Consider the following 21,730-nt stretch of genomic DNA (forward strand, 5'->3'; position numbering starts at 1 on the left):
GCGCCCCTAGTCGTCGGAGTCGACGCCGACCTCTCCGGTGGTGGTGTCCACCCGGATCAGCGCGTCGGCGCTGTCGGAGGTCTCCACCTCCACGTCCCGCTCGCCGGTGGTGGAGTCGCCCTCCACCCGGTAGGTGCCGCGGGGCACCTGCACGTCGACCTCGCCGGTGGTGCTGCTCGCGACGATCTCGGAGAAGGGGCCCTGCGCCTGGATGTCGACCTCGCCGGTGGTGGTCTCCACGCGCAGGGAGTCGAAAACCGACGCCACGTCGACCTCGCCGGTGGTGGTGGAGACCTCGACGGTCTCGGCGTCGAAGCGCTCCAGCTCCACGCTGCCGGTGGTGGTGTCGGCCACGACGGACTCCCCGCTGCCGGTCGCGCTGATGGATCCGGTGGTGGAGGACACCTCCAGGGGCCCCTGGACGCGGGAGAGGTCGATCTCGCCGGTCCCGGTGTGCGCGGCGACCTCGCCGCGCAGGTTCTCGCCGCTGACGGAGCCGGTGTCGGTGGTGACATGGATGTCGCCCTCGACCGACTCCAGCTCGACCTCGCCGGTGTCGGTCTCGATGCGCACCGCCACGCCCCCGTCGCGCGGCAGCGTGACCTCGTAGTCCACCCGGCAGCCGGTGAAGGCCCACATGCCGACGCAGTCGGCCGCGGCGCGCACGGTGTCGCCCTCCAGGTCGGCGGCCTCCTTGGGTTCGGCGAAGGGGGTGCCGCTGGCCTCGGCGCGGACCTCGACCTGGTCGCCGGTGCCGTCGCCGCGCACGGTGACCGAGCCCTGGGTCTGGTTGCGGATCTCCACCGCCGCGGCGCCGTCGAAGGAGTGCCGGCCGCCGGAGCCGTTCAGCGGCACGCTGCCGAACGCGGCCACGCCGCCGACCACCAGCACCACGAGCGCCACCGCGGCGCCGATGAGCAGCCAGCCGGAGCGGCGCCGCCGCGGCTCCTTGCTGGAGTGGGCGTAGAGCCCCCTTCCCGTGAACGTCATCTGCTGTCCTTTCCGGGGCGAGACGGCGGCCCCGTGCGCGTCGTGTGGGCGGGCGGGGTCATGGGGTCGGGCTGAAGGTGTCGCTGCGCAGGTAGGACAGGACCGCCCGCACGCGGCGGTGGTCGTGGTCGTCCTGGCCGAGGTCGAGCTTGGTGAAGATCGAGCGGATGTGCTTCTCCACGGCGCGCTCGGTGATCACCAGGCGCGCCGCGATGCCCGCGTTGTTCAGGCCCTCGGCCATGGCGGCGAGCACCTCGCCCTCGCGCGGGCTGAGCCGGTCCAGCGCGCTGTCGTTGCGGCGGCTGAGCAGTTGGGACACCACCTCGGGGTCGATGGCCGCGCCGCCGTCGGCGACCCGGCGCAGGGTGACCAGGAACTCGTCGATGTCGGCCACGCGGTCCTTGAGCAGGTAGCCGACGCCGCCGCTGTGGCCGCCGAGCAGGTCGGCGGCGTACCTGCTGACCACGTGCTGGGACAGCAGCAGGACGGCCGCGCCGGGCCGGCGCCGGCGGATCTCGATGGCGGCCTGGATGCCCTCCTCGGCGTAGGTGGGCGGCATGCGGATGTCGATCAGGCACAGGTCGACGCCGGGGTCGGCCTCGACCGCGGCGAGCAGGGCCTCGGCGTCGCCGACGGCGGCGGCCACCTCGACGCCGGCGTCCTCCAGCAGCTTGACCATGCCGCTGCGCAGCAGCACGGAGTCCTCGGCGATGATGATCCGCACGTCTCTACGCCTTCCAGGGGATCTCGGCGGTGAGGACGGTCCCCTCACCGGGCGGGCTGTGCACGGCCAGTGTGCCGTCGACCGCGTTCACCCGGTCCCACAGGCCGTACAGGCCGCTGCCGGAGTCGGGGTCGGCGCCGCCCGCGCCGTCGTCGGCGACGGACAGCCGCAGGACCGCGCCGCCGCGCCGCCGGACGCGCTCGGCGCGGACGACGACCCCGCGCGCACCGGCGTGCTTGGCGACGTTGGTGAGCGCCTCGCTGGCCACGTAGTAGGCAACCCCCTCGGCGCGGGCGCTGGGCCGCTCGGGCAGGTCCACCCGGACCTGGACGGGCACCGGGCAGCGGCCGGCGGCCACCGGCAGCGCGGCCTCCAGGCCGTGGTCGGTGAGGACGCGCGGGTGCAGGCCGCGGGCGACGTCGCGGAGTTCGGCCATGACCTCCTTGGCCTCGGCCCGGGCCTCGTCGATGAGCGCGCGGATCTGCTCGGGTTCGGCGCCGCGGTCGAACCGGGCGCGGGCGCGGGAGAGGGTCATGGTGACGGCGAGCAGCCGCTGCTGGGCGCCGTCGTGCAGGTCGCGCTCGATGCGGCGGCGCTCGGCCTCGGCGGCGTCGACCATCCGCGAGCGGCTGTCCTGCACCTCGGCCAGGCGGCGCCGGATGAGGTTCTCGGGCGCGTCCAGCAGCAGCCGCCGGCTGACCTCGACCTCCAGCCGGACCAGCAGCGGCACCAGCCACACCCCCAGGGACACCCCCAGCGGGCCCAGCGCGATCCACACCAGCGGCGAGCCCGCCACGTCGAGGGTCTCGCTCGCCATGGCGTAGCCCAGGCCCATCAGCGAGCCGAGCGTCATCCCGATGCCGTAGACCACCAGGCCCAGGGCGATACCGCCGAAGACCACGCCCTGCACGCCGGTCAGCGTGCAGCACATGAGGGCGGTCCAGGCGTCGCGGCCGTAGAGGTGGTTCAGCGCGCGCAGCGGCCAGGGCAGCGCGGCGGCCGGGCGCGGCGGGCCGGACTCCACGATGCCGAAGACGTCCTCCAGGCGGCGCCGCTGGATGTGGCAGGCCAGGCGGGCGAGCAGGGTGGCGGCGGCCGACAGCACGACCGCGAGCGCGGCCAGGAGCACCGGCGAGGGTCCGTTGGCCGAGGAGCCCACCAGCGCCTCCACGACCGAGGCGACCGGTCCGGCGGGGTCGCCGGCGTCCCACCCGGCGGGTCCGGAGCGCCCGGGCGGCTCGGGAAGGCCGGGCGGGTCGGGGCGCTCGGGGAGTCCGGGGAGGGCCGGCAGGCCCACCAGGGAGCCGACGGGCCGGGGGGTGTCGGTGATCGCGCCGATGACGGCGAACAGGGTGCCCACGGCGGGCACGGCGACCAGGAAGGCGGGCACCAGGTAGAGGGCCGACAGGGCGAAGGAGGTCAGCAGGTGCAGCAGTCCGAGCAGTCGGCCGCTGAGGCCGGCGGGCGCGAGGCCGGCGCCGGCGGGCGGCGGCGCGGCGGCCGATCCCGTGCCGGGGGCGGGGTCGGGGGTGCGCTCGGGGGCGGCGGGGTCGGCCGGCGGGGAGTCGGCGGCGGGGCCGGAGCGCGGTCCGGGGCCGCTGTGCGCGGCGGAGGCCGCCCGGCTGCGCGCCATCGTTGTGCCCGCCCCTCCGCCGGCGCCGCGCGACCGCGCCGGCGCCGTGCCCTCGTCCCTGTCCAGGTGTCCACTCTCAACCGTAGGAGGGGCGGGCCTTTGGCGCCATGGCGGCACCACGCCGCACGGAGGTAGTGCTACCGCTACCGAGCACGCGAATGCGAGGGGCGAGCGCCGTACGCCTGGCAGATACCCGGGTATCGGACTGTTCCCCTTGGCGGGTGCGAGGGGTACATTCAGGACATGCCGACGTTCCGGATCAGCGAGGTCGCCCAGCTCGTGGGCGTCAGCGGCGACACCGTGCGCCGCTGGATCGACTCCGGGCGGCTGCCCGCCGAGCGCGACTCCCACGGGCACCGCACGGTCGACGGCGCCGCGCTGGCGGCGTTCGTGCGCGCCGACCCCGGCGACGACCCCGCGCGCGAGGTCTCCTCGGCGCGCAACCGCTTCCGCGGCCTGGTCACCGCCGTGGCGCGGGGCGACGTCATGGCGCAGGTCGAGATCCAGGCCGGGCCCCACCGGGTGGTGTCGCTGATGAGCCGCGAGGCCGCCGACGAGCTCGGGCTGGAGGTCGGCTCGCCGGCCGTCGCGGTCGTCAAGTCGACCACCGTGATCGTGGAGAACGAGACCCCGAGGGGGCCGCGCCATGGCTAGGGACCGGTCGCGCGGAGGCGTCCCGGGCGTCCCGGGCGCCACGGCCGCCGGGCGGCCCGCCGCCGGCGGGGGGCGCCGGCGCGCCGCCGCGGCGCTGCCGACGGCCGCGCTCGCCGCGCTGGCCGCGCTGGCCGGCTGCGCTCCGGTCGGCGGCGGCACCGAGGGCGGGGAAGGCGCCGGCGGTGCCGAGCGCACGCTGACGGTGTTCGCCGCGGCCTCGCTCACCGGCGCCTTCGAGGAGCTGGGCGAGCGCTTCGAGCGCGACCACCCCGGCACGGAGGTGGAGTTCAACTTCGCCGGCAGCTCCCAGCTCGCCGGGCAGATCAACGAGGGCGCACCCGCCGACGTGTTCGCCTCGGCCGACACCCGCACCATGGACACCGTCGCCGAGGCCGGCAACACCGCCGGTGAACCCGTGGTCTTCGTCCGCAACACCCTGGAGATCGCGGTGCCGCGCGGCAACCCGGCCGGTGTCGAGGGGCTGGCCGACCTCGCCGACCCCCGTGTCAGCGTCGCGCTGTGCGCCGAGGAGGTCCCCTGCGGCGCCGCGGCGGCCGAGGTGCTCGACGCCGCCGGCGTGGAGGTCGCGCCCGTCTCGCTGGAGGAGGACGTGAAGGCCGCGCTCACCAAGGTCGAACTGGGCGAGGTCGACGCCGCGCTGGTCTACCGCACCGACGTCCTAGCCGGCGACGATGTCGAGGGCGTGGCTTTCGCCGAGGCCGACCAGGCCGCCAACGACTACCCGATCGCCGTGCTGGCCGCCGCGCCCCGCCCCGCCCTGGCCGAGGACTGGGTGGCCTGGGTGCGCTCGGCCGACGCCCAGCGGGTGTTCCGTGACGCCGGGTTCACCACCCGCTGAGGCGGCGCCCCCGGCCGCCGGGGCGGGCCGCACGGCGCTGCGGGTGCGCGCCGGGCGGTTCCCCTGGCTGCTGGTGGTGCCCGCGCTGATCGGCCTGGCCGTGCTGGTGCTGCCCTTCGCCGGACTGCTCGCCCGCGCGCCGTGGGCCTCCATCGGCACCCGGCTGCTGATGCCCGAGGTGCGCGGCGCGCTGTGGCTGTCGCTGACCACCGCCACGACCGCCACGGCGGTGTCGGTGTGCCTGGGCGTGCCGCTGGCCTGGCTGCTGGCCCGCACCGACTTCCCCGGCCGGCGCCTGGTGCGCGCTCTGGTGGCCGTGCCGATGGTGATCCCGCCGGTGGTGGGCGGTGTGGCGCTGCTGCTGGCGCTGGGCCGTCGCGGCCTGGTGGGCACCTACCTCGACGCCTGGTTCGGGCTGACCCTGCCCTTCACCCCGGCGGCCGTGGTGCTGGCGCAGGTCTTCGTGGCCATGCCGTTCCTGGTGATCAGCGTGGAGGGCGCGCTGCGCGGCGCCGACCGCCGCTACGAGGAGGCCGCCGCCACGCTGGGCGCCTCGCGGGCGGTGGTCTTCTGGCGGGTCACCCTGCCCACGGCCGCGCCGGGGGTGGCGGCCGGCGCCGTGCTGGCGTGGGCGCGGGCGCTCGGGGAGTTCGGCGCCACCATCACCTTCGCGGGCAACTTCCCCGGCCGCACCCAGACCATGCCGCTGGCCGTGTACCTGGCGATGCAGGAGAGCCCGGAGTCGGCCATCGTGCTCAGCCTGGTGCTGCTGGCGGTGTCCCTGGTGGTGCTGGTGGCGCTGCGCGAGCGCTGGGCGGGCGCGCTGTGAGCGCCGGCACCGGGGGCGCCGGGCTGGACGCGCGCCTGGTGGTGGACCGCGGGGGCTTCCGGCTGGACGCCGCGCTGCGCGCGCGGCCCGGCGAGGTGGTGGCGCTGCTGGGCCCCAACGGCGCCGGGAAGTCCACGGCGCTGCGCGCCCTGGCGGGGCTGGAGTCGCTGACGGCCGGGCGGATCCTGCTCGACGGGCACGACGTCACCACCGCGCCGCCCGAGCGGCGGCCGGTGGGCATGGTGTTCCAGGACTACCTGCTCTTCGCGCACCTCAGCGTGCTGGACAACGTCGCGTTCGGGCCGCGCTGCGCGAGCGCGGGCCGGGCCGAGGCGCGCGCGGCGGCGGCGCGGCTGCTGGAGCGCGTGGGGCTGGCCGAGTTCGCCCACGCCCGGCCGCGGGCGCTGTCGGGCGGGCAGGCGCAGCGGGTGGCGCTCGCCCGCGCCCTGGCGGTGCGGCCCCGGATGCTGCTGCTGGACGAGCCGCTGGCGGCCCTGGACGCGCACACCCGCGCGGGCGTGCGCGCCGAACTGCGCCGGCACCTGGCCGACCTCGACTGCGCGACCGTGCTGGTCACCCACGACCCGCTGGACGCGATGGTGCTGGCCGACCGGATCACGGTGGTGGAGTCGGGCCGCGTGGTCCAGGAGGGCGCGCCCGGCGACGTCGCCCAGCACCCGCGCACCGGCTACGTGGCGCGGCTGGTGGGCCTCAACCTGTACCGGGGCACGGCGCACGGCACGCGGGTGGCCGTGGCGGGGGCCGGCACGGAGGCAGCGGAGACAACGGGGGTAACGGAGGTAACGGAGGTAACACTGCCCGAGCCGCGCGCGGGCGAGGTGTTCGTGGCGTTCCCGCCGCGCGCGGTCGCCCTGTACCGCGAGCGGCCCCAGGGCTCGCCGCGCAACCTGTGGCGGCTGCGGACCGAGGGCGTCGAGCGGTTCGGCGACCAGGTGCGGGTGCACCTCGGCGGCCCGCTGCCGCTGCGCGCCGACATCACCCCGGCGGCGCTGGCCGAGCTGCGGCTCGAAGGCGGGACCCCGGTGTGGGCGGCGGTGAAGGCGGCCGAGGTGCGCTGCTACCCGGCCTGACCGCCGCCCCGTACACCCGCGGTGACCTGCGGTTCAGCGGCGGGGCACGGGTCGGGACACGCCGATTCGCCCCATTGTGGACGGTGCTGGTGGTGTGCGGCACCACTGATTACTGTTGTCACCTTCAGTAGTCAACTGATTACCGAGAGGATCTTCGTGTCTCTGAAACGCACCGTCACCACCGCCGCCGTCTGCGCCGCCGCGGGTGCCGCCATCGCCATGTCGGGTGCCGCCTCCGCCCAGGCCGACGGCCGGGACGGCTACTACGGCCACGAGCATCGGGACCACCACGAGACCATGCCGCAGGAGCGCGGCGCGTGGGGGAAGGACTACGACGGCTACCACGGCTACGGCAAGGACGGCCACAGCGGCGACCGCGACTCGGCCGACATCAACAGAGGCTGGCGCGGCTCCCACGGCGACTGACCCGCGTGCGGGCGGACGCGCGTAGGCGCGGCCGGGCGCGCGGCCGGGCGGCCGACCGCGCGCCTCAGCGGCGCCGCAGCGTCCGGTCCACCCCGCGCGGCAGCAGCAGGCCCGCCAGCCCCGCCACCGCGTACGGCAGCTGCCCCGGCGCGAACGCCCCGAGCACCCGCCCGGCCATCCGTCCGGGCTCGCGCAGGAACACCCGCAGCCGCGGGTAATCGTGCGGCACCGACCACCCCACCGCCAGCAGACTCACCAGCGCCACGCCCCACGCCCACACCCACGGCACCTGGGCGGCGGGCAGCGCGGCGTACCACCCCCGCCCATGGTCCACCGCCTCCGCCGCGTAGGCGGGGGCGGGCTGGGGCAGGGCCGGCCCCGCGTCAGCGGGGGGCACCTGCCAGCCGTCCGCGTGGCGTACGGCCTCCGCCGCCGCGTAGCCGGCAGCCGCCCGCCCGGGCCCGAGCGCACCCTCCGGCCCGGCGGGCGGCCACCCCGCGCCCGCGCCCGCCGCCACCACGGCCGTCGCCACCACCACCGCCGCGGCAGCGGCGGCACCGCCCAGCAGCGCCTCCTCCAGCCGCCGCGACGCCGCGCGCAGCTCCTCGCGGGGCGGGAACCTCCGCCAGGGCCGGTCCCCCGACCGCGCGGCGCCCATCGCGTAGGCGCGCCGCTCCCGCAGGAACCGCCACGCCGCGCCGAGGTCGCCCAGCCCGCGCCGCGCGGCCACCAGCATCACCGCGAACTCCTGCAGCATGGCCGACGCGGTCAGCGCCAGGCGCAGCGGCAGCCGGGCCCACACCAGCGCGGCCCAGCGGAACACCGGGGCGATGTCGCCGGGCACGCGCACGCCCAGCCGGATCGCCCGGCCGTAGGCCCGGCGGCGCAGTCGGCCCAGCGGGGGCTCGCCGGGCAGCGGCGGCGTCACGGCGGCGGCGGCGCGCGCCATCCGGTAGTCCAGCAGCACGCACCACAGCAGCAGCCCCGCCAGCAGCCACCGGCTCGCCCCGCCCGAGCCGGTGAGGCCGTGGAACACGGCCGTCGCCGGGTGCAGCTCCAGCGGCGCGCCCAGTTCGACCTCGGCGACGGCGGCGTTGAACACCATGTGGTCCAGGACCGCCAGCCACACCGCCGCGAACGGCACCAGCCACAGCCACAGGCCGTGGCGCCGGCGGCCCACCACGGCCAGGCCGATACCCGCGCCGATGAGCCCGGTGAGCACGCCGTGCCCGGCGAACGCCACGCCCGCGTGCGGCATCGCCACCCCGCCGGGCAGGAACGCCGCGAACGCGGGTGCGGGCAGCGGCACCACGCCGCCCCACGGGCCCTGCGGCAGGGCGCGCAGCACGCTTTCGGCGAGCTGGAACCCGGCACCCGAGGCGGCGGCCACCAGCAGGTAGTCCACGGCGGCCATGCGCCGGAGGCGGCGCCGGGCCACGAGCCCCAGCAGGGGCAGCGGCGCCAGCTTGACGGCCTCCTCCACGCCCACCGCGACGTAGGTGGCCGACACCCAGTCCGGCACGCCCAGGGCGGCCGAGACCGCGTTCTCCACCAGCGCCGCCGGCCACACCAGCAGCGCGCCCGCCAGCAGCACCCGCACCAGGACCGCGAAGGCCACGGTGCGCGACCGGGACAGCCACGCGAGCTGGGCCAGCAGCCACAGCATGCCCGCGGCCACCGGCACGGCGGCACCGGTGCCGGGCACCAGGAAGGGGGCGGCCAGCAGCACGGCGAGCATCGCCCAGGTCCAGGCTCCGCGCAGGGTGCGCAGGGGGCCGGCGGCGCCGCCCGCGCGCCAGGCGGCCGCCCGCACGGCGAGGCGCTCGGCGAGGTCGGGGCCGGGGCCGCGCGGCGAGCGGGCGTGGCGGGCACCGGCCTCCAGGCAGTTGTAGAACTGGGCGGCGCGCAGCAGCTCGGGGTCGCGGGTCTCGCGGGCCTCCTCGGCGAACCCGGTGCGCGCGGCCTCGATGTCGGCGCCCACCAGGGGGCGCAGGAAGTCCTCGGGGCCGGCGGCCACGGTCAGCGTGGTCGCGGTCACGAGCACGGCGGCGGAGAGGTCCTCGACGGCCACGAGCACGTCGGTGGGTTCGGAGCCCCACCCGCGGATCACGTGCACCACGCTGCGGGAGTCGGCCGCGACCTCGGTCACGGGCTCATAGGCGTACTCGGCGCGGGTGCGGCACACCAGCAGCCGGTCCACGCCCAGCGCCCGCCCGGCGGCGACGACCCGCTCGATCAGCGCGGTGTCGCGGGGGGCCGTGAAGGGGACGACGGTCTTGGAGTCGGCCTCGATCCAGCCTTCGTCGAACTCGGTGGCGTTGGCGCACACCCGCAGCGCGAGGTCGCGGGTGATCATGGCCTGGTCGTCCATAAGCCCCCTACGGCGGTGTCCCGGGCACGGCCCGAGAAGTCGAGAGGTCCGCCTCCGCGCACGGGAGGAAACGAAGGCGAGCGCCTACGCTATCGCGGAGCCCCCCGCCCTCGCCGCCCCAATCCCCGGCCCACCAAGCCTTTCCGCACCGCCGCACCTCGAACGCCGGGAACGGTCCTTCGACCACCCGGGACCCCGCGCCAGCCCCGCCGGGACCGCCGAGTTCGGCGGCACGCGAGGAGGCGAGGGCGAGCGCCTGCGAATTGTGCGACCGTCGTGCCATGGCCACATGGACATCGGCGCAGGCGCGGGCACGATTCGCGGAGAGCAGTGTCGCCAGACTCGCGACCGCCGACGCCGCGGGCAGGCCGCACCTCGTGCCGGTCACGTTCGCCGTCTACGGGGACACGATCGCCACCGGACTCGACCACAAGCCGAAGTCATCGCGCAACCTCAAGCGCCTGCGCAACATCATGGACAACCCGCGCGTGTCCCTCCTCGCCGACGAGTACAGCGACGACTGGGACCGGCTGTGGTGGACCAGGGCAGACGGCGACGCACGCGTCGAACACGAGGGAGAGGCGTGGTCGACCGCACGCGGGCACTTGATCGGCAAGTACCGGCAGTACCAGGACAACCCGCCGGACGGCCCCGTGATTCTCGTGTCCGTGCGCCGCTGGTCGGGATGGTCGGTCCGAACCGCACCGGCCGCGCGGCCGTAGCCGCCGAGGCACGCGACTCTAACCTCCCCAGCGGGAACGCATGGCGATGCATGATTGACCTCCCGCTGTCGGCGGGGGTGCGGGAGACGACGTAGCCCTCGGCGACGAGCGCGGCCACCGCATCGGCCGCTGCCCGGAGCCCGATGTCGAACTCCGTGGCCAGCGCCTGCCGGGACGGGAGGCGGTCGCCGGGTGCGTACTCGCCCGTGATGATGCGCCGCCGCCGCTCGGCGGCGATGCTCTGGTAGGTCGGACGGCTCACGGGCGCTCCCATTCTTCGATGCGTTTTGAAAGGGTGCCGTGCAACGGGACACCGCAGCCTACCGCCGGTTTCGGCACAGCCACCGTCTGTTAGCTGCGTCCGTAGCCGCTGGCCACGGTGCGCGCTAGACTCGGCCCTCGGGATGCTTGTGGTAAAAAGCACAACGAAGGCCCCGTACTGCCGGTACGGGGCCTTCGTTGTGCGCTAAAGGCGGTCTGCCTTGATGTCCCTGAGGAAGGCGGCCCACTCGGTTGAGGGGAACTCAATGTGACCGAGGTGGCGGTTCTGCGTGTCGCGCACCGCCGATGTGCCAGGAGTGTCGGCTACCTCGACGCAGTCCTGGTGCCGCGGGGAACTGTAGCTGCTCTTGCGGAATTTCAGGTGGGATGCTTCGTCGGGCATAGGTCCTCGCTACCTCAATGACTCCAGGCGGCGCTCCATCCACCGGATCGAGTCCGAAGGAGAGAGCGCCATGGCGTGTACATGGTCGTACACCATCTCGTAGTGCGCGACGTCGGCAGCATCCTCTACGAACAGGGATGACGTTGAGTGCTCGACGTAGACGGTGGACGGATCGCGCTCGAAGTCCAGGACAACGAAAGCGCCGTCCATCCCCGCGTGCGGACCCACACTATGGGGCAACACCTGCACACGGAGGGTCGGTCTCTGAATCTCTATGAGGTGTTGGATCTGCTCCTCCGCGACCGCAGCGGGCATCTTGTCGAACGCGGCCTCGTCAACGACCGCCCACAGCCGGGGCGCGTCCGCGCGGTGCAGGATCCCCTGCCGCAGCATGCGGGCCTCGACAACCCGGTCCACGTCGCGGTCGGCGATAACGCTGCCGCCTTGGACCAGCGCGCGGGCGTATGCCTCGGTCTGAAGCAGTCCAGGGATGTAGAGAACCTGGTACGAGCGGATACGTGACGCCTCGGTCTCCAGATCGACGTAAGTGCCGGAGCCGAGCACATCTCGATAGCCGACCCACCAGCCGGTCTGGCTGGCCTCGCGTGCGAGGCGCCGGTACGCCTCCCGCTCGTCGGCATCGCTCACCTTGTACACGTCGAGCAGCGTCTGAATATCGATGTCGCGAATTCGCTGGATCTTGCTGTTCTCGATGCGCGTGATCTTCGCTTCGAACCAGGGGCGATCCGGGCTTGCCGCCTTCGCCTGAGCCGCGGCCTTCTTGGCCGTGAGCCCGGCTTCCTCGCGCAGGCGTAGGAGCTGGCGCGCGAGGCGGCGTCTGCGGAGTGTCGGACTGGCGGCCAACGGGTCGCTCCTCATACTGCGGGGTCGCTGGCCAGAGCCTACGCTCCGTGACGAATTTCCAGACATTTAGCGCATCTCTCAGTAGAGAACATCGATGACTTCGCGAATTGTCGCATGCTCTTGAAAACGCATCGTGCGTTTCTGAGTGCTGTCCGCGACGATGGGGATACCACAACATCCCGCCGGACTTCCCAACCCGGCCCGCCCCCAAGGGGGACCCATGTTCCAAGCGTTCATATCCGGTCAGCCGCGCCCACGGCCGTGCAGCCGAGGTCGTCACGTCGCCCCCGCCGTCTGGCGCCGGCCGCGTCGGGCCGCTCGGGTTCGGCCTTACGTGCCCGCGTCCGCCGCGCCGGACCCCGTTCCGGTCGCCCCGGCTGGGGTCTCTGCTCCCGTTGAGTGGCACCCTGCGTGCCCGGACTGCGGCGCCCCCGTCCCCGCGCCCGGTGCGGGTTGTCCGGTCTGCCCGGCGTCCGTGGTTCGGGAGCCCGACGCGCGGCTTGCCGCGCTTTTCCGTCCGTCGGCCGCTCAGCGGTCCGGACTCACCGCGTGGGCGCGGCCCGCGCGGGAGATGGCCGGGGCGGGGGTGGGCCGGTGAACACCGACCTCGCCCCCGAGGTTCGGGCGCTGCTGGAGGCCATCCGCGACAGCGCCGACGCGCCCGCCGTCGCCCCCGCCCATCCCGGCAGGCTCGACCAGCTCGGCAGGCTGCACACCGAGCAGGCCGCCTACATCAGCACGGCGGTCACCACGGCGCTGTGCGCGGGCGTCCCCGGTGCACGCGTGGCCACCGCCGTGCTGCGGGACCGCATCGCCGCGCTGGAGGCGGCCCGCGGCGACGGCACCGGCTCGGCAGAAGGCGGAGGCCGATGACCGGCGACCGCACCCCCGACAGCCCCCGTCCCGGCGGGCACCCGGCCTCAGCCGACGACACCGGTCCCGGCGCCCACCCCGCTCCCCTCGGCGCGCGCCGGTCCTACGCGCTGCCGCTGCTCGGCCCCGCCGCCTACGCGGCGGTGGCCGAGCTGACCATGCAGCACACCACCGACGGGTGGATGATCAGCTACGACGGCGACGACTCGGTCCGCGTCCGCTACCAGGCGGTGCACCTCGCGCGGTCGATCATCCTCTCCGCGCCCAGCGTGGGGCTCCTCGCCCGGCTGATCGCCACCGCCGAGGACGCCGCCGCCGAAGGCCTCCCCGGCATCGGGCGGGAGCCCGACCGGTGACCGCCGAACCCACCGCCGACCCGGCGGCCGTCGTCGCCCGCCTCCAGCAGCGGTACGGAGGCCGCCTCGACTTCGCCTTCGGCGCCTACTCCGGCCGGTACTACGCCGTCGGAATCTTCGGGATCGCCACCGTGCCCGACCCCGGCGCGCTCGCCGCCCTGGCGGAGGAGTACGCCGCCGCGATCGAGCGGTGGCACGCGGCGCCGCCGCCCCGGGCCGTGCCCGTGGCGCCGCGCGCCGGTCCGTTCACCGTCCCGGTCCGCGGCCCGGCGGCCGTTCCGTGACGCCCAGCCCGGGCAGCCTGCCCCGCCGCCTCACCGGGAGGCGGCGGGCAGGGTGAGCGTGGTGACCACGGCGCGGTGGTCGCTGCCCGGGATGGTGTGGACGTCGGTGTCCTCGACGGCGGCGCGGCGGTCGACCAGGACGTGGTCGAGGACCGTGCCCGGCAGGGAGCCGTCGGAGGGCCAGGTGGGGTCCCAGCCGTCACCGGTCGCCGCCGCGGCGTCGGTGTAACCGGTCTCCAGCAGCGCCCGGAACTCCGCATGGTCGTGGGTGGCGTTGAAGTCGCCCGCCAGGATGCGCAGGACCCCGTCGGGGGCGGCGTCGGGCAGCTCCCGCAGCGACGCCCGCCACTCCTCCATCGCGCTGGAGGCGACCGGCGGCATGGGGTGCGCCGCGACGACCTCGACCGGCGGCGCGCCCGCCACGTCGACCTCGGCGCGCGGCATGGCGAAGTGCTCCGTGGGCGGTCGGCCCCGATCAGTGAGCGGGTAGGCCGAGTACACCGCGCCGCCGACCGGCCCGCTGGCGGTGTAGGCGACCTCGTGGGGCAGCGCCGCGCGCAGGCCCCCCCGGCTGAGCGCGTCGGCCGACTGCGGTGTCAGCTCCTGGAGGCTGAGCACGTCGACCCCGTATTCCCTCACCAGCCGCACCAGGGCATCGGGGTCGGCCAGCCCGTAGTACATGTTCACCGTCATGGCGGTGAGGCGCGGCCCGGTCGGCGCGGTTTGGGGCTGCGGACCGGGCAGGCCGCGCGGCAGGACGCAGCAGGCCAGCGCGGCGGCGACCGCCCCGGCCGCCAGGGCGGCCGGCCAGCGCCGGGCCAGCAGCGCCAGCGCGAGCGGCACGCACGCGGTGGCGGCGGCGTAGGGCGTGAAGGCCATCAGCGCGACGGGCAGGAACCCCGCCTCCAGGCCGAGGCGCGCACCACCGCCCACGCCCCCAGGGGGCCAGGCATCCGACCGCGACGACGGCGGTCCAGCGGGGGCGCGGCCGGCGCCGCCGCTCGGGCGCCACCGCCCCCGCCCGCGGGGGCGCGGGGCCGCGCGGGGCGGCCCGGCCGGGGGAACCGGTGTCGACAGCTCGGTCCACGGCCGCCCCCGTCCTTGTCCCTCGCGTCGGCTTCGTCGCCTACTGTTCTGGTGTACCACCCCGGTGACCGGCGAATCCAGACTTAGGACATACGGCCCAATCCGGTCACGATCCGATCCCGGCGGTCCCGGCGCGGCCGCCGCAGCGACGGCGATGACGAGGAGGCGCGGCACATGGCCGAGGACACGGGAGACACCGAAGACACCGGAGGCACCGAAGGCCTCGCGGTGGCCGAGGGGATCGCGTTCCCCGACACCGGCGACGGCCGCACCTGGGTGGTGGGCGCCGTGGTCACCGACGGCCGGGGCCGGGTCTTCGTGCAGCGCCGCTCGCCCGACCGGCGGCTGTTCCCCGGCTGCTGGGACCTCGTCGGCGGCCACGTCGAACCCGGCGAGACCATGGCCGAGGCCATGTGCCGCGAGATCGCCGAGGAGACGGGCTGGACACTGGCGGGGGTGCTGGCCGAACTCCACCGGCTGGTCTGGACCCCCGACGACGGCGTGCCCCGGCACGAGGTCGACTACCTGGTGTCCGTGGACGGCGACCTGGCCGCCCCCCGCCTGGAACCCGGCAAGCACACCGAGGCGGCCTGGATCACCGAGGACGACCTGGACCTGCTGCACGACGCCCGCGACCCCGGCGACACGTTCGTCGCCGACGTGGCCGCCCTGGGGCTGGCCAAGGCGCACGCCCTCCTGGCCGCGCCCCCGCCCGGCCTCAACTGACCGCCCGCCGAGAGGCCGAACCCGCCCGGCCCGCCCGGGCCTGACCCCCGCCGGGAGCCGACCCGCGCCCGCCCGCGCGGCGCGCGGCGACCCGGGCGCCGGGCGTCAGCGCGGGGACAGCGCGGCCACCGCCCGGGGCACGGCGTCGAAGAGGTCGGAGGCCGAGATCGCCGCGCCGTCGTGGGCCACGCGGGCCGCCAGGCCGTGGAGGTAGGCCCCGCACACCGCGGCCTCGCGCGGGGTGAGCCCGCCCGCGAGCAGGGCGCCGATCATGCCGGCGAGCACGTCGCCGCTGCCGGCCGTGGCCAGCAGGGGGCTGCCCGTGGGGTTGGCGACCGCGGGGTGTCCGGGTTCGGCGATGACGGTGGTGGAGCCCTTCAGCAGCACCGTGCAGCCGTACTCGTCGGCCGCGCGGGCGGCGTGGTCGAGGCGGTGCGCCTCGATGTCCTCGCGCTCGGTGCCGGGCAGCAGCCGCGCCAACTCGCCGGCGTGCGGGGTGATCAGCGTGGGCGCCGAGCGATCGCGCAGCAGGCGGGGGTCCTTGCCGATGAGAGTGATGGCGTCGGCGTCGGCCAGGACGGGGCGCGGGCTGTCCAGCACGGTCTCCAGTTCGGCGGCGGCCACGGGGTGCAGGCCGCGCCCCGAGCCCACCACCCACGCGGCCACGCGGCGCGGCAGCGACCCCACGGGGTCCATGGGGTCAAGGACGGAGGCCACGACCTCGGGCCAGTGGTGCAGCACCTCAGCGACGGCGCCCTGGGACCCGGCGTAGCGGACCATGCCCACGCCCATGCGCAGCGCCCCGCCCACCGCGAGCACGGCCGCCCCCCGGTAGCGGTCGGAGCCCACGGCCATGGCCAGCACACCGCGCCGGTACTTGTCGGACTCGGCGGTGGGGCGCGGCAGCAGCGCCGCGATGTCGGCGTGCTGCGGGCACTCCAGGCGCGGCCCGGGCAGCTCGGGGCCCAGCCCGATGTCGACGTACTCGACCACGCCCGCGTGGGCGGCGCCGGGGTCGACGAACAGGCCGGGCTTGTGGGTGCCGAAGGTGACGGTGACGTCGGCGCGCACGGCGGGCCCGGTGACCGCGCCGGTGTCGGGGTCGATGCCGCTGGGGAGGTCGACGGCGACCACGGGGGCCTCGGCCGCGCCCGCCAGGGCCGCCAGCCCGGCGTGAGGGGCGCGCAGCCCGCCGCGGCCGCCGATGCCGACGAGGCCGTCAACGATCAGGTCGGCGCCGGCGATGTCGGCGGCGGCCGGGGAGTCGGCGATGCCCTGGGCCCCGGGCGCGGGCACGGTGCGCCCGCCGGCGCCCCGCAGCGCCGCGAGCCCGCCCTCGTGCACCCGCGAACCGGCCGGCACGGCCCGCACCGCCGCGCCGCGCCGCGCGAGCAGCGCCCCCGCGTAGAGGGCGTCGCCGCCGTTGTCGCCGCCGCCCACCAAAAGCACCACCCGCGCGCCGTAGGTGCGCGGCAGCATCCGCGCGCAGACGGCGGCCAGCCCCGCCGCCGCCCGCCGCATCAGCGTGCCGTCGGGGAGCCGGGCCATGAGCCCGCCTTCGGCCTTGCGCACGGTGTCGACCGTGTGTGCGTAGCGCACGGGGGCCTCCTCGCTGATCGCCGCTCGTTCGCGCCTGCTCAGCCGAGCATGCCCCACCCGGCCGGGCTCCCGCGAGCGCACCCCGCCGGGTGTGGAAAACCGGGCGGACCGCCGCGCCGGAGGCTCACATCCGCTTGATGTCGCCCAGATCGATGTCGATGTCGAAGGGCACGCTGAGCTTCAGGTGGTCGCGGTGGATCCCGGTGGCGACATAGGCGCCGGTGGCGGGGTCGAGTTCGTAGACGTAGACCACCGGCCGGTGGTCGTCGTTCTCGATCCGCCAGAAGTGCCGGATCCCGGCCTTGGCGTACAGCTGCGGCTTGCGTTCGCGGTCGCGCTCCTGGGAGTCGGGCGACACGACCTCCACGGCCAGGATCACGTGTTCGGCCGCGTAGGACTTGAGGTCGACCCCGTCCTCGGCAGCGGCGTCGACGACCATGATGTCGGGTTCGGGCCGCTGGCGGGGCCCGAGGACCACGCTCATCTCGCGGCGCACGCGCATGGACTCGGGCGCCTGCTGCGGCAGCTGAAACCTCAGCAGGTCGATGACCAGCATGTGAAAGAGGGCCTGCGGGCTCACAAAGACCAGGCTCCCGTCGATGAGCTCGGTGTGCGGGGGGAGATCCGGGATCCGGTCGAGGTCGTCGGCGGTGAAGCCCTCGGGGGGAGGCAACGGCCACGTCCGGTTCAAGGCAGGCTCCCCCGGCTCCGCCGGCGACGCGGGCTGGGCCTGGGGTTCGGTCGCGGAGAGCACGCCCATCTCACTACCTTCGGCTGTCGGATCGTTTTCGTCGCCAAGAGTAGCCATCCGTGTCACCCCGTAACAGCGAGTCCGCGAGTTTGCCGGCTGTCCACCGCAGCGGTTTCGGATCATACCCATCGCGCCACGTCAGAACCCGCCGTACGGACGCCCGCAACGCCGCGCACCGCCGCGCCGCGCCGGGGCGACCGCCCGGACCCGGCAGCGCCACCGGTGGCGTACCGTCGGAGGAAGCCTGACGACCGCACCGGGGACCGCCCCCGGTAGGTGCCCGACACGGAACCCACAGCCCGGGAGCCCCGCCCGGACACGGACAGCAGCACGGGACTAGCCGCATGACCTCCACAGACGACCGCATGCTCACCGACGACGGGCTCTCCGAGCGCGTGACCAACCTGCAGAACGCCATGCACCGGCTCGGGGCCGACGTCATCAGGCTGCAGACCCAGCTGAGCGAGCTGGCCGCGCCGCCGCGGCCCGAGGAGGCCGCCGACGACCGCCCCGAGCCCACCCCCTTCATCTTCAACATGTCCCGCGACGCCTACAAGGGCGAACTGGCGGACCTGGTGCGGTGGGTGAACGACTTCCTGGTGCCGGTCTACGTGGGCGAGCCCCTGGGCCAAACCGCCGACGGCACCGCCTGGTGCCCCGTCTGGTGGGAGCACCACGAGGCGGTCGGCCGCCTGCACGCGCTGCGGCTGGCCTACGACGAACTCGCCGACACCCGGGTCGCCGGGCCCTCGGGCCCCGGCGTGTGGCACCGCGACCACCTCGACCCGGTGCTCGACCGGCTGCGCTCGGCCAACGGGCCGTTCGCCGCCTGCTCCCGGGAGCGGGGCCACGTCGAGCGGCGCCGCTCCGCGTCGGCCTGAGCGCCCGTCCGGGCCCGCCGGTCCCACGGGCGGCCCGCCCGCGCCTCCGATCAGGTCTTGCGCAGCCGCACCCGGCGCACCGCGTGGTCGCCGCCCTTGTAGAGCACCAGGGTCGCCCGGCCCCGGGTCGGCAGGATGTTCTCGACCAGGTTGACCTCGTTGATCGTGCGCCACACGTCCGAGGCGAACCCGATCGCCTCCTCCTCGCCGATCGTGGTCGCCATGGCGTGGAAGTAGGAGCGCGGGTCGGAGAACGCGGTGCGCCGCAGCTCCAGGAACCGGTCCAGGTACCAGGAGCGGATGTGCTCCACCTTGGCGTCGACGTAGATGGAGAAGTCGAAGAAGTCGGCCACCGCCAGGCGCCCCGGCAGCGGCGGCTGGAGCACGTTGATGCCCTCCAGGATGAGGATGTCGGGCCGGTGCACCGTCTGCCGCTCCCCCGGCACCACGTCGTAGGCCAGGTGGGAGTACACCGGGATCTCCATCCGGGCCGCCCCGGCCTTCATCTCCGACACGAACCGCACCAGCGCCCGCCGGTCGTAGCTCTCGGGGAACCCCTTGCGGTTCATGGTCCCCCGCTCCTCCAGCACCGCGTTGGGGTAGAGGAAGTTGTCGGTGCTGACCAGCTCCACGTTGGGGTGGTCGGGCCACTGCGCGAGCAGGCTGCGCAGCAGCCGGGCGGTGGTCGACTTGCCCACCGCGACACTGCCGGCGACCCCGATGATGAAGGGCGTGGGCCGGTCGTCCTCGCCGAGGAAGTCCCGCACCGCCCCGTGCCGCTGCCGGGTGGCGCGGACGTAGAGGTTGAGCAGGCGCGACAGCGGCAGGTAGATGTCGCGCACGTCGTCCAGCGACGTGGGGTCGGTGGTGCCGCGCAGCCCCTCCAGTTCGGCCTCGGTCAGCGGCAGCGGCGTGGTGTCGCGCAACTGCGCCCACGCCTGCCGGTCGAGTTCCACGTACGGCGTTGAGAAGCCGCTCCTGATCTGCGCCACGTCTCCCCACACTAGACGAGCCCGCCCGCTGACCTGCGGCCCGCCCCTGGCCGACGCCGGTCGCCACCCACTGACCTGGGGACACGGCGGCGCCCCGGGCGCTGTGCCCGGGGCGCCGCGCTCAGCGGCTCGGCGTCAGCCGAGGTGGCCGGGGCCGGCCGCCGGACCGGCGCGCCGGGCACCGGTCCGGCGGGCCGCCGCCCGCCGCAGGGCGAGCCCGGCGGCGGCGAGCACCGCGCCCAGGGCGGCCACCGCGCCGACGGCGCCGCCGGTCACCGGCAGCCCGGCCGCCGGGCCGCCCGCGTCGGCACCGCCGCCGGGGATCTCACCGCCGACCTCGCCGCCGTCAGCGGGCGGAACCGGCCCGGCCGTGGGGCTGTGCGAGGGCTCGGGCTTGCCGCTGGGGCTGTGCGAGGGCTCGGGGCTGTGCGTCGGCGAGGGCTTGGGCTTCGCGCCCGTGACCTTCACCTCGGCGCAGGCCTTGTTGTTGTCCGTGGTGGTCTCCTCGCTGCCCGTCGTGGCGGCCGCGCAGTTGGCGATCCGGGTGCCCGGGGCGGTGCCGCGCTTGACGCGCACGGTGAACTCCAGGACCGCGGACTCCCCCGGCTTCAGCGTGCCCAGGTCGCAGACCACGCCCGAGCCGCCGGAGCCGCCCGAGCGGCACTCCTCCGGCTGCCTCACCACGGTGGTGTGCTCGCCGCCGACGGGGTCCTTCACGGTGACGTCGACGGCCTTGGCCGCGCCCTTGTTCCGCACGGTCACCGTGTAGGCGACGGTGCCGCCGGGCTTCACCGCGGCCGGGTCGGCGGTCTTTGCGACCTCGATGTCGGCGCGCTTCTTGTGGCCGCCGTGCCCGTCGCCGCCCTTGGTCTTGGTGGCGATCTCGACGGTGGCCTTCTTGGCGTTGGACGCCGACGCCTCGGCCCGGTTGACGATCGTGGTGCCCGCGGCCGTGCCGGAGCCCACCCGCACCGTGATGGTGTAGCTGACGGAGTCGCCGGGCGCGATGGTGGTGCCCTCGCCGCCGCAGGTCACCGTCCGTCCGGATGCCGTGCAGCCGGCGCCGCTGACGTACTTCACCGCCGGGTCGAGGTGGTCGGTGACGACCACGTCGCGCGCCGGGGCCTTCCCCGTGCTGGTCACGGTCACGGTGTAGGCGGCCTTCCCGCCGATGACCATCGGGTCGGGCGTGACCGACTTGCCGATCTCCAGCCGGGCGTGCGACCCGTGCCCGTGCCCGTCACCGCCGCCGAGCGGGTCGGCCGCGCCGCCGTCGTCCGCGCCGTGCCCGGGGCCCTCCCCGGCCGGCGCCCCCTGCTGGGCGCCGGGCGCGCCCCCGGTCGGCCCGGCCCCGAATCCACCGGGACCGCCCGGCCCGGCGCCGCCGGGTTGCGACGCGGACGGATCCGCGCCGCCCGTCATGGGCGCCCCGGGCCACCACTCCGGCGCGGTGGCGCCCCCCGGGGCCTCCGCGCCCGCCCCGCCCGGTTCATCGGGTCTCTCCGCGCCCGCCCCGCCCGGTTCGCCGGGACTTGGGGCACCCGGCCGCTCCCGCGGTGACGCCTCCGCCACCGAGGGGGTCCCCGACGGCCCGCCGGGCTCCACCGCCCCGGCGGCCGCGGTGCCGCCCAGGGTCCATCCCCCCGCCAATACCAGTGCCGCCACCGTCCGGACGACGCGGGCCGTGCCGCGTGTCGTCGCCTTCGCCATGTCTCTCCCCCAGTGATGCCTGCGCCCGCAACCGGCACGATCCACATGGTTCGTACCTCTGTGTCATCAATCGAACACGGAGGGCGATCAACTACTGGGCAGATCTTTAGGCGGCGATGGGTGGCGATAGGCCCGGCGCCGCGCGGCCCCCGGGGCGGCGGACCCGGGGGCCGCGCGCGGCCGGTGCCCGCCCTAGCGGACGGACAGCCGGCGCAGGGCCAGCCCGATACCGGCGAGCGGGGCCCCCAGCGCCGCCAGCGCGCCCAGGCCCCCGCCGGTCACCGGCAGGCCGGTGTCCGGCGTGCCGTCGTCGGCGTAGCCGGGCGGAAGGTCGGGGTCGCCGGTCGGATCCGGCGTGGGTCCGGGACCCGGATCGGGGCCGCCGGTCGGCTCGGGCGAGGGGCTGGGCGACGGGTCCGGGTCGCCGGTCGGCTCGGGCGAGGGGTGGGCTCAGCGGGCGCGTCCGGGCCGCCCCGGCCCGCCCCGGCGGCGTCGGCCGCCCCCGGCTCCGCCGGGGCCTCCGGCGCCGGGGGCCCGTCCGGGCCGCCCGACTCGGCCGCCTGATCCCGCCCGTCCGTTGCGCCGGGTGCGACCGCGCTCTCCACCGCCGGCGGCCCGCCGACGGCCTCCCCCGCAGGGACGGGC

General features: G+C 75.7%; 22 protein-coding genes and 1 pseudogene. 11 read left to right on the plus strand and 12 right to left on the minus strand.

Annotation, left to right across the window (positions count from 1 at the left end; translation table 11 throughout):
* Window positions 1-6: 6 nt before the first annotated feature.
* Genes HNR12_RS12575 through HNR12_RS12585 form a run of 3 tightly spaced genes read right to left on the minus strand, consistent with a single transcriptional unit; the run spans window position 7 to window position 3,347 of the window.
* Window positions 7-990: a DUF4097 family beta strand repeat-containing protein gene (locus HNR12_RS12575; protein ID WP_179767665.1), complete on the minus strand. Its 984-nt coding sequence runs from the start codon at window positions 988-990 to the stop codon at window positions 7-9.
* Between the two features lie 58 nt (window positions 991-1,048).
* Entirely contained in the window at window positions 1,049-1,714 is a 666-nt protein-coding gene (locus HNR12_RS12580) for a response regulator transcription factor (RefSeq protein ID WP_179767666.1), read from the minus strand.
* Window positions 1,715-1,718: 4 nt separating this feature from the next.
* Window positions 1,719-3,347, minus strand: a complete 1,629-nt coding sequence (locus tag HNR12_RS12585) for a sensor histidine kinase (protein ID WP_246425067.1) — start codon at window positions 3,345-3,347, stop codon at window positions 1,719-1,721.
* Window positions 3,348-3,590: 243 nt separating this feature from the next.
* On the opposite strand from HNR12_RS12585, the gene HNR12_RS12590 reads away from it, so the two are divergent.
* From HNR12_RS12590 to HNR12_RS12610, 5 genes are all read left to right on the plus strand, one after another.
* Complete coding sequence (locus HNR12_RS12590) at window positions 3,591-4,001, plus strand: TOBE domain-containing protein (RefSeq protein WP_179767667.1); 411 nt, start codon at window positions 3,591-3,593, stop codon at window positions 3,999-4,001.
* Window positions 3,994-4,860: a molybdate ABC transporter substrate-binding protein gene (modA, locus tag HNR12_RS12595; protein ID WP_179767668.1), complete on the plus strand. Its 867-nt coding sequence runs from the start codon at window positions 3,994-3,996 to the stop codon at window positions 4,858-4,860. Before HNR12_RS12590 ends, modA begins: the two co-directional genes overlap by 8 nt.
* Complete coding sequence (locus HNR12_RS12600) at window positions 4,835-5,689, plus strand: ABC transporter permease (protein WP_179767669.1); 855 nt, start codon at window positions 4,835-4,837, stop codon at window positions 5,687-5,689. Before modA ends, HNR12_RS12600 begins: the two co-directional genes overlap by 26 nt.
* The gene (locus tag HNR12_RS12605) at window positions 5,686-6,780 is read left to right on the plus strand and encodes an ABC transporter ATP-binding protein (RefSeq protein ID WP_308251182.1); all 1,095 of its coding nucleotides are present in this window, start codon (window positions 5,686-5,688) and stop codon (window positions 6,778-6,780) included. Before HNR12_RS12600 ends, HNR12_RS12605 begins: the two co-directional genes overlap by 4 nt.
* A 156-nt stretch (window positions 6,781-6,936) precedes the next feature.
* Window positions 6,937-7,206, plus strand: coding sequence for a hypothetical protein (locus HNR12_RS12610; protein WP_179767670.1), 270 nt, complete (start codon window positions 6,937-6,939; stop codon window positions 7,204-7,206).
* A 64-nt stretch (window positions 7,207-7,270) separates the two neighbouring features.
* Here the strand turns inward: HNR12_RS12610 and HNR12_RS12615 are convergent, their stop codons facing one another.
* Window positions 7,271-9,577 (minus strand): PrsW family glutamic-type intramembrane protease, encoded by a 2,307-nt coding sequence (locus HNR12_RS12615; RefSeq protein ID WP_179767671.1) that lies wholly within the window; start codon window positions 9,575-9,577, stop codon window positions 7,271-7,273.
* A 281-nt stretch (window positions 9,578-9,858) separates the two neighbouring features.
* Here HNR12_RS12615 and HNR12_RS12620 point away from each other — a divergent pair, with 281 nt between their 5' ends.
* Window positions 9,859-10,299, plus strand: a complete 441-nt coding sequence (locus HNR12_RS12620; protein WP_179767672.1) for a TIGR03668 family PPOX class F420-dependent oxidoreductase — start codon at window positions 9,859-9,861, stop codon at window positions 10,297-10,299.
* 91 nt (window positions 10,300-10,390) lie between these two features.
* Here the strand turns inward: HNR12_RS12620 and HNR12_RS12625 are convergent.
* The 3 genes and pseudogenes from HNR12_RS12625 to HNR12_RS12635 form a co-directional block, all read right to left on the minus strand.
* A pseudogene (locus tag HNR12_RS12625) lies at window positions 10,391-10,573 on the minus strand (GntR family transcriptional regulator); the annotation flags it as partial.
* Between the two features lie 192 nt (window positions 10,574-10,765).
* On the minus strand, window positions 10,766-10,963 hold the full coding sequence (locus tag HNR12_RS12630) for a DUF397 domain-containing protein (RefSeq protein WP_179767673.1): 198 nt from the start codon (window positions 10,961-10,963) through the stop codon (window positions 10,766-10,768).
* A 9-nt stretch (window positions 10,964-10,972) separates the two neighbouring features.
* A complete protein-coding gene (locus tag HNR12_RS12635) occupies window positions 10,973-11,827 on the minus strand; it encodes a DUF5753 domain-containing protein (RefSeq protein WP_179767674.1) in 855 nt (284 codons plus the stop codon).
* A 594-nt stretch (window positions 11,828-12,421) separates the two neighbouring features.
* Here HNR12_RS12635 and HNR12_RS12640 point away from each other — a divergent pair.
* From HNR12_RS12640 to HNR12_RS12650, 3 genes are read left to right on the plus strand one after another with little or no spacing between them, the layout of a single operon-like run.
* Complete coding sequence (locus HNR12_RS12640) at window positions 12,422-12,700, plus strand: hypothetical protein (RefSeq protein WP_179767675.1); 279 nt, start codon at window positions 12,422-12,424, stop codon at window positions 12,698-12,700.
* On the plus strand, window positions 12,697-13,056 hold the full coding sequence (locus HNR12_RS12645) for a hypothetical protein (RefSeq protein WP_179767676.1): 360 nt from the start codon (window positions 12,697-12,699) through the stop codon (window positions 13,054-13,056). Before HNR12_RS12640 ends, HNR12_RS12645 begins: the two co-directional genes overlap by 4 nt.
* Window positions 13,053-13,340, plus strand: coding sequence for a hypothetical protein (locus HNR12_RS12650; protein ID WP_179767677.1), 288 nt, complete (start codon window positions 13,053-13,055; stop codon window positions 13,338-13,340). Before HNR12_RS12645 ends, HNR12_RS12650 begins: the two co-directional genes overlap by 4 nt.
* A gap of 30 nt (window positions 13,341-13,370) precedes the next feature.
* Here HNR12_RS12650 and HNR12_RS12655 read toward each other — a convergent pair whose 3' ends face one another.
* Complete coding sequence (locus tag HNR12_RS12655; protein ID WP_218901922.1) at window positions 13,371-14,273, minus strand: endonuclease/exonuclease/phosphatase family protein; 903 nt, start codon at window positions 14,271-14,273, stop codon at window positions 13,371-13,373.
* Window positions 14,274-14,600: 327 nt separating this feature from the next.
* Here HNR12_RS12655 and HNR12_RS12660 point away from each other — a divergent pair, with 327 nt between their 5' ends.
* Window positions 14,601-15,152: an NUDIX domain-containing protein gene (locus HNR12_RS12660; RefSeq protein WP_179767678.1), complete on the plus strand. Its 552-nt coding sequence runs from the start codon at window positions 14,601-14,603 to the stop codon at window positions 15,150-15,152.
* A 105-nt stretch (window positions 15,153-15,257) separates the two neighbouring features.
* Here HNR12_RS12660 and HNR12_RS12665 read toward each other — a convergent pair whose 3' ends face one another.
* Together HNR12_RS12665 and HNR12_RS12670 are read right to left on the minus strand one after the other, a co-directional pair.
* A complete protein-coding gene (locus HNR12_RS12665) occupies window positions 15,258-16,751 on the minus strand; it encodes an NAD(P)H-hydrate dehydratase (protein ID WP_179767679.1) in 1,494 nt (497 codons plus the stop codon).
* A 124-nt stretch (window positions 16,752-16,875) separates the two neighbouring features.
* On the minus strand, window positions 16,876-17,559 hold the full coding sequence (locus HNR12_RS12670) for a Uma2 family endonuclease (RefSeq protein ID WP_179767680.1): 684 nt from the start codon (window positions 17,557-17,559) through the stop codon (window positions 16,876-16,878).
* Between the two features lie 287 nt (window positions 17,560-17,846).
* On the opposite strand from HNR12_RS12670, the gene HNR12_RS12675 reads away from it, so the two are divergent.
* Window positions 17,847-18,383, plus strand: a complete 537-nt coding sequence (locus tag HNR12_RS12675) for a DUF4913 domain-containing protein (RefSeq protein WP_179767681.1) — start codon at window positions 17,847-17,849, stop codon at window positions 18,381-18,383.
* Window positions 18,384-18,433: 50 nt separating this feature from the next.
* On the opposite strand, the gene coaA is transcribed toward HNR12_RS12675, so the two are convergent.
* Both coaA and HNR12_RS12685 read right to left on the minus strand, forming a co-directional pair.
* Window positions 18,434-19,339 (minus strand): type I pantothenate kinase, encoded by a 906-nt coding sequence (gene coaA / locus HNR12_RS12680; protein ID WP_179770580.1) that lies wholly within the window; start codon window positions 19,337-19,339, stop codon window positions 18,434-18,436.
* Between the two features lie 171 nt (window positions 19,340-19,510).
* On the minus strand, window positions 19,511-20,797 hold the full coding sequence (locus tag HNR12_RS12685) for a DUF7507 domain-containing protein (RefSeq protein WP_179767682.1): 1,287 nt from the start codon (window positions 20,795-20,797) through the stop codon (window positions 19,511-19,513).
* Window positions 20,798-21,730: the final 933 nt, after the last annotated feature.

Origin of the sequence: Streptomonospora nanhaiensis (assembly GCF_013410565.1) — a bacterium.
GTDB classification, from domain to species: Bacteria; Actinomycetota; Actinomycetes; order Streptosporangiales; family Streptosporangiaceae; genus Streptomonospora; species Streptomonospora nanhaiensis.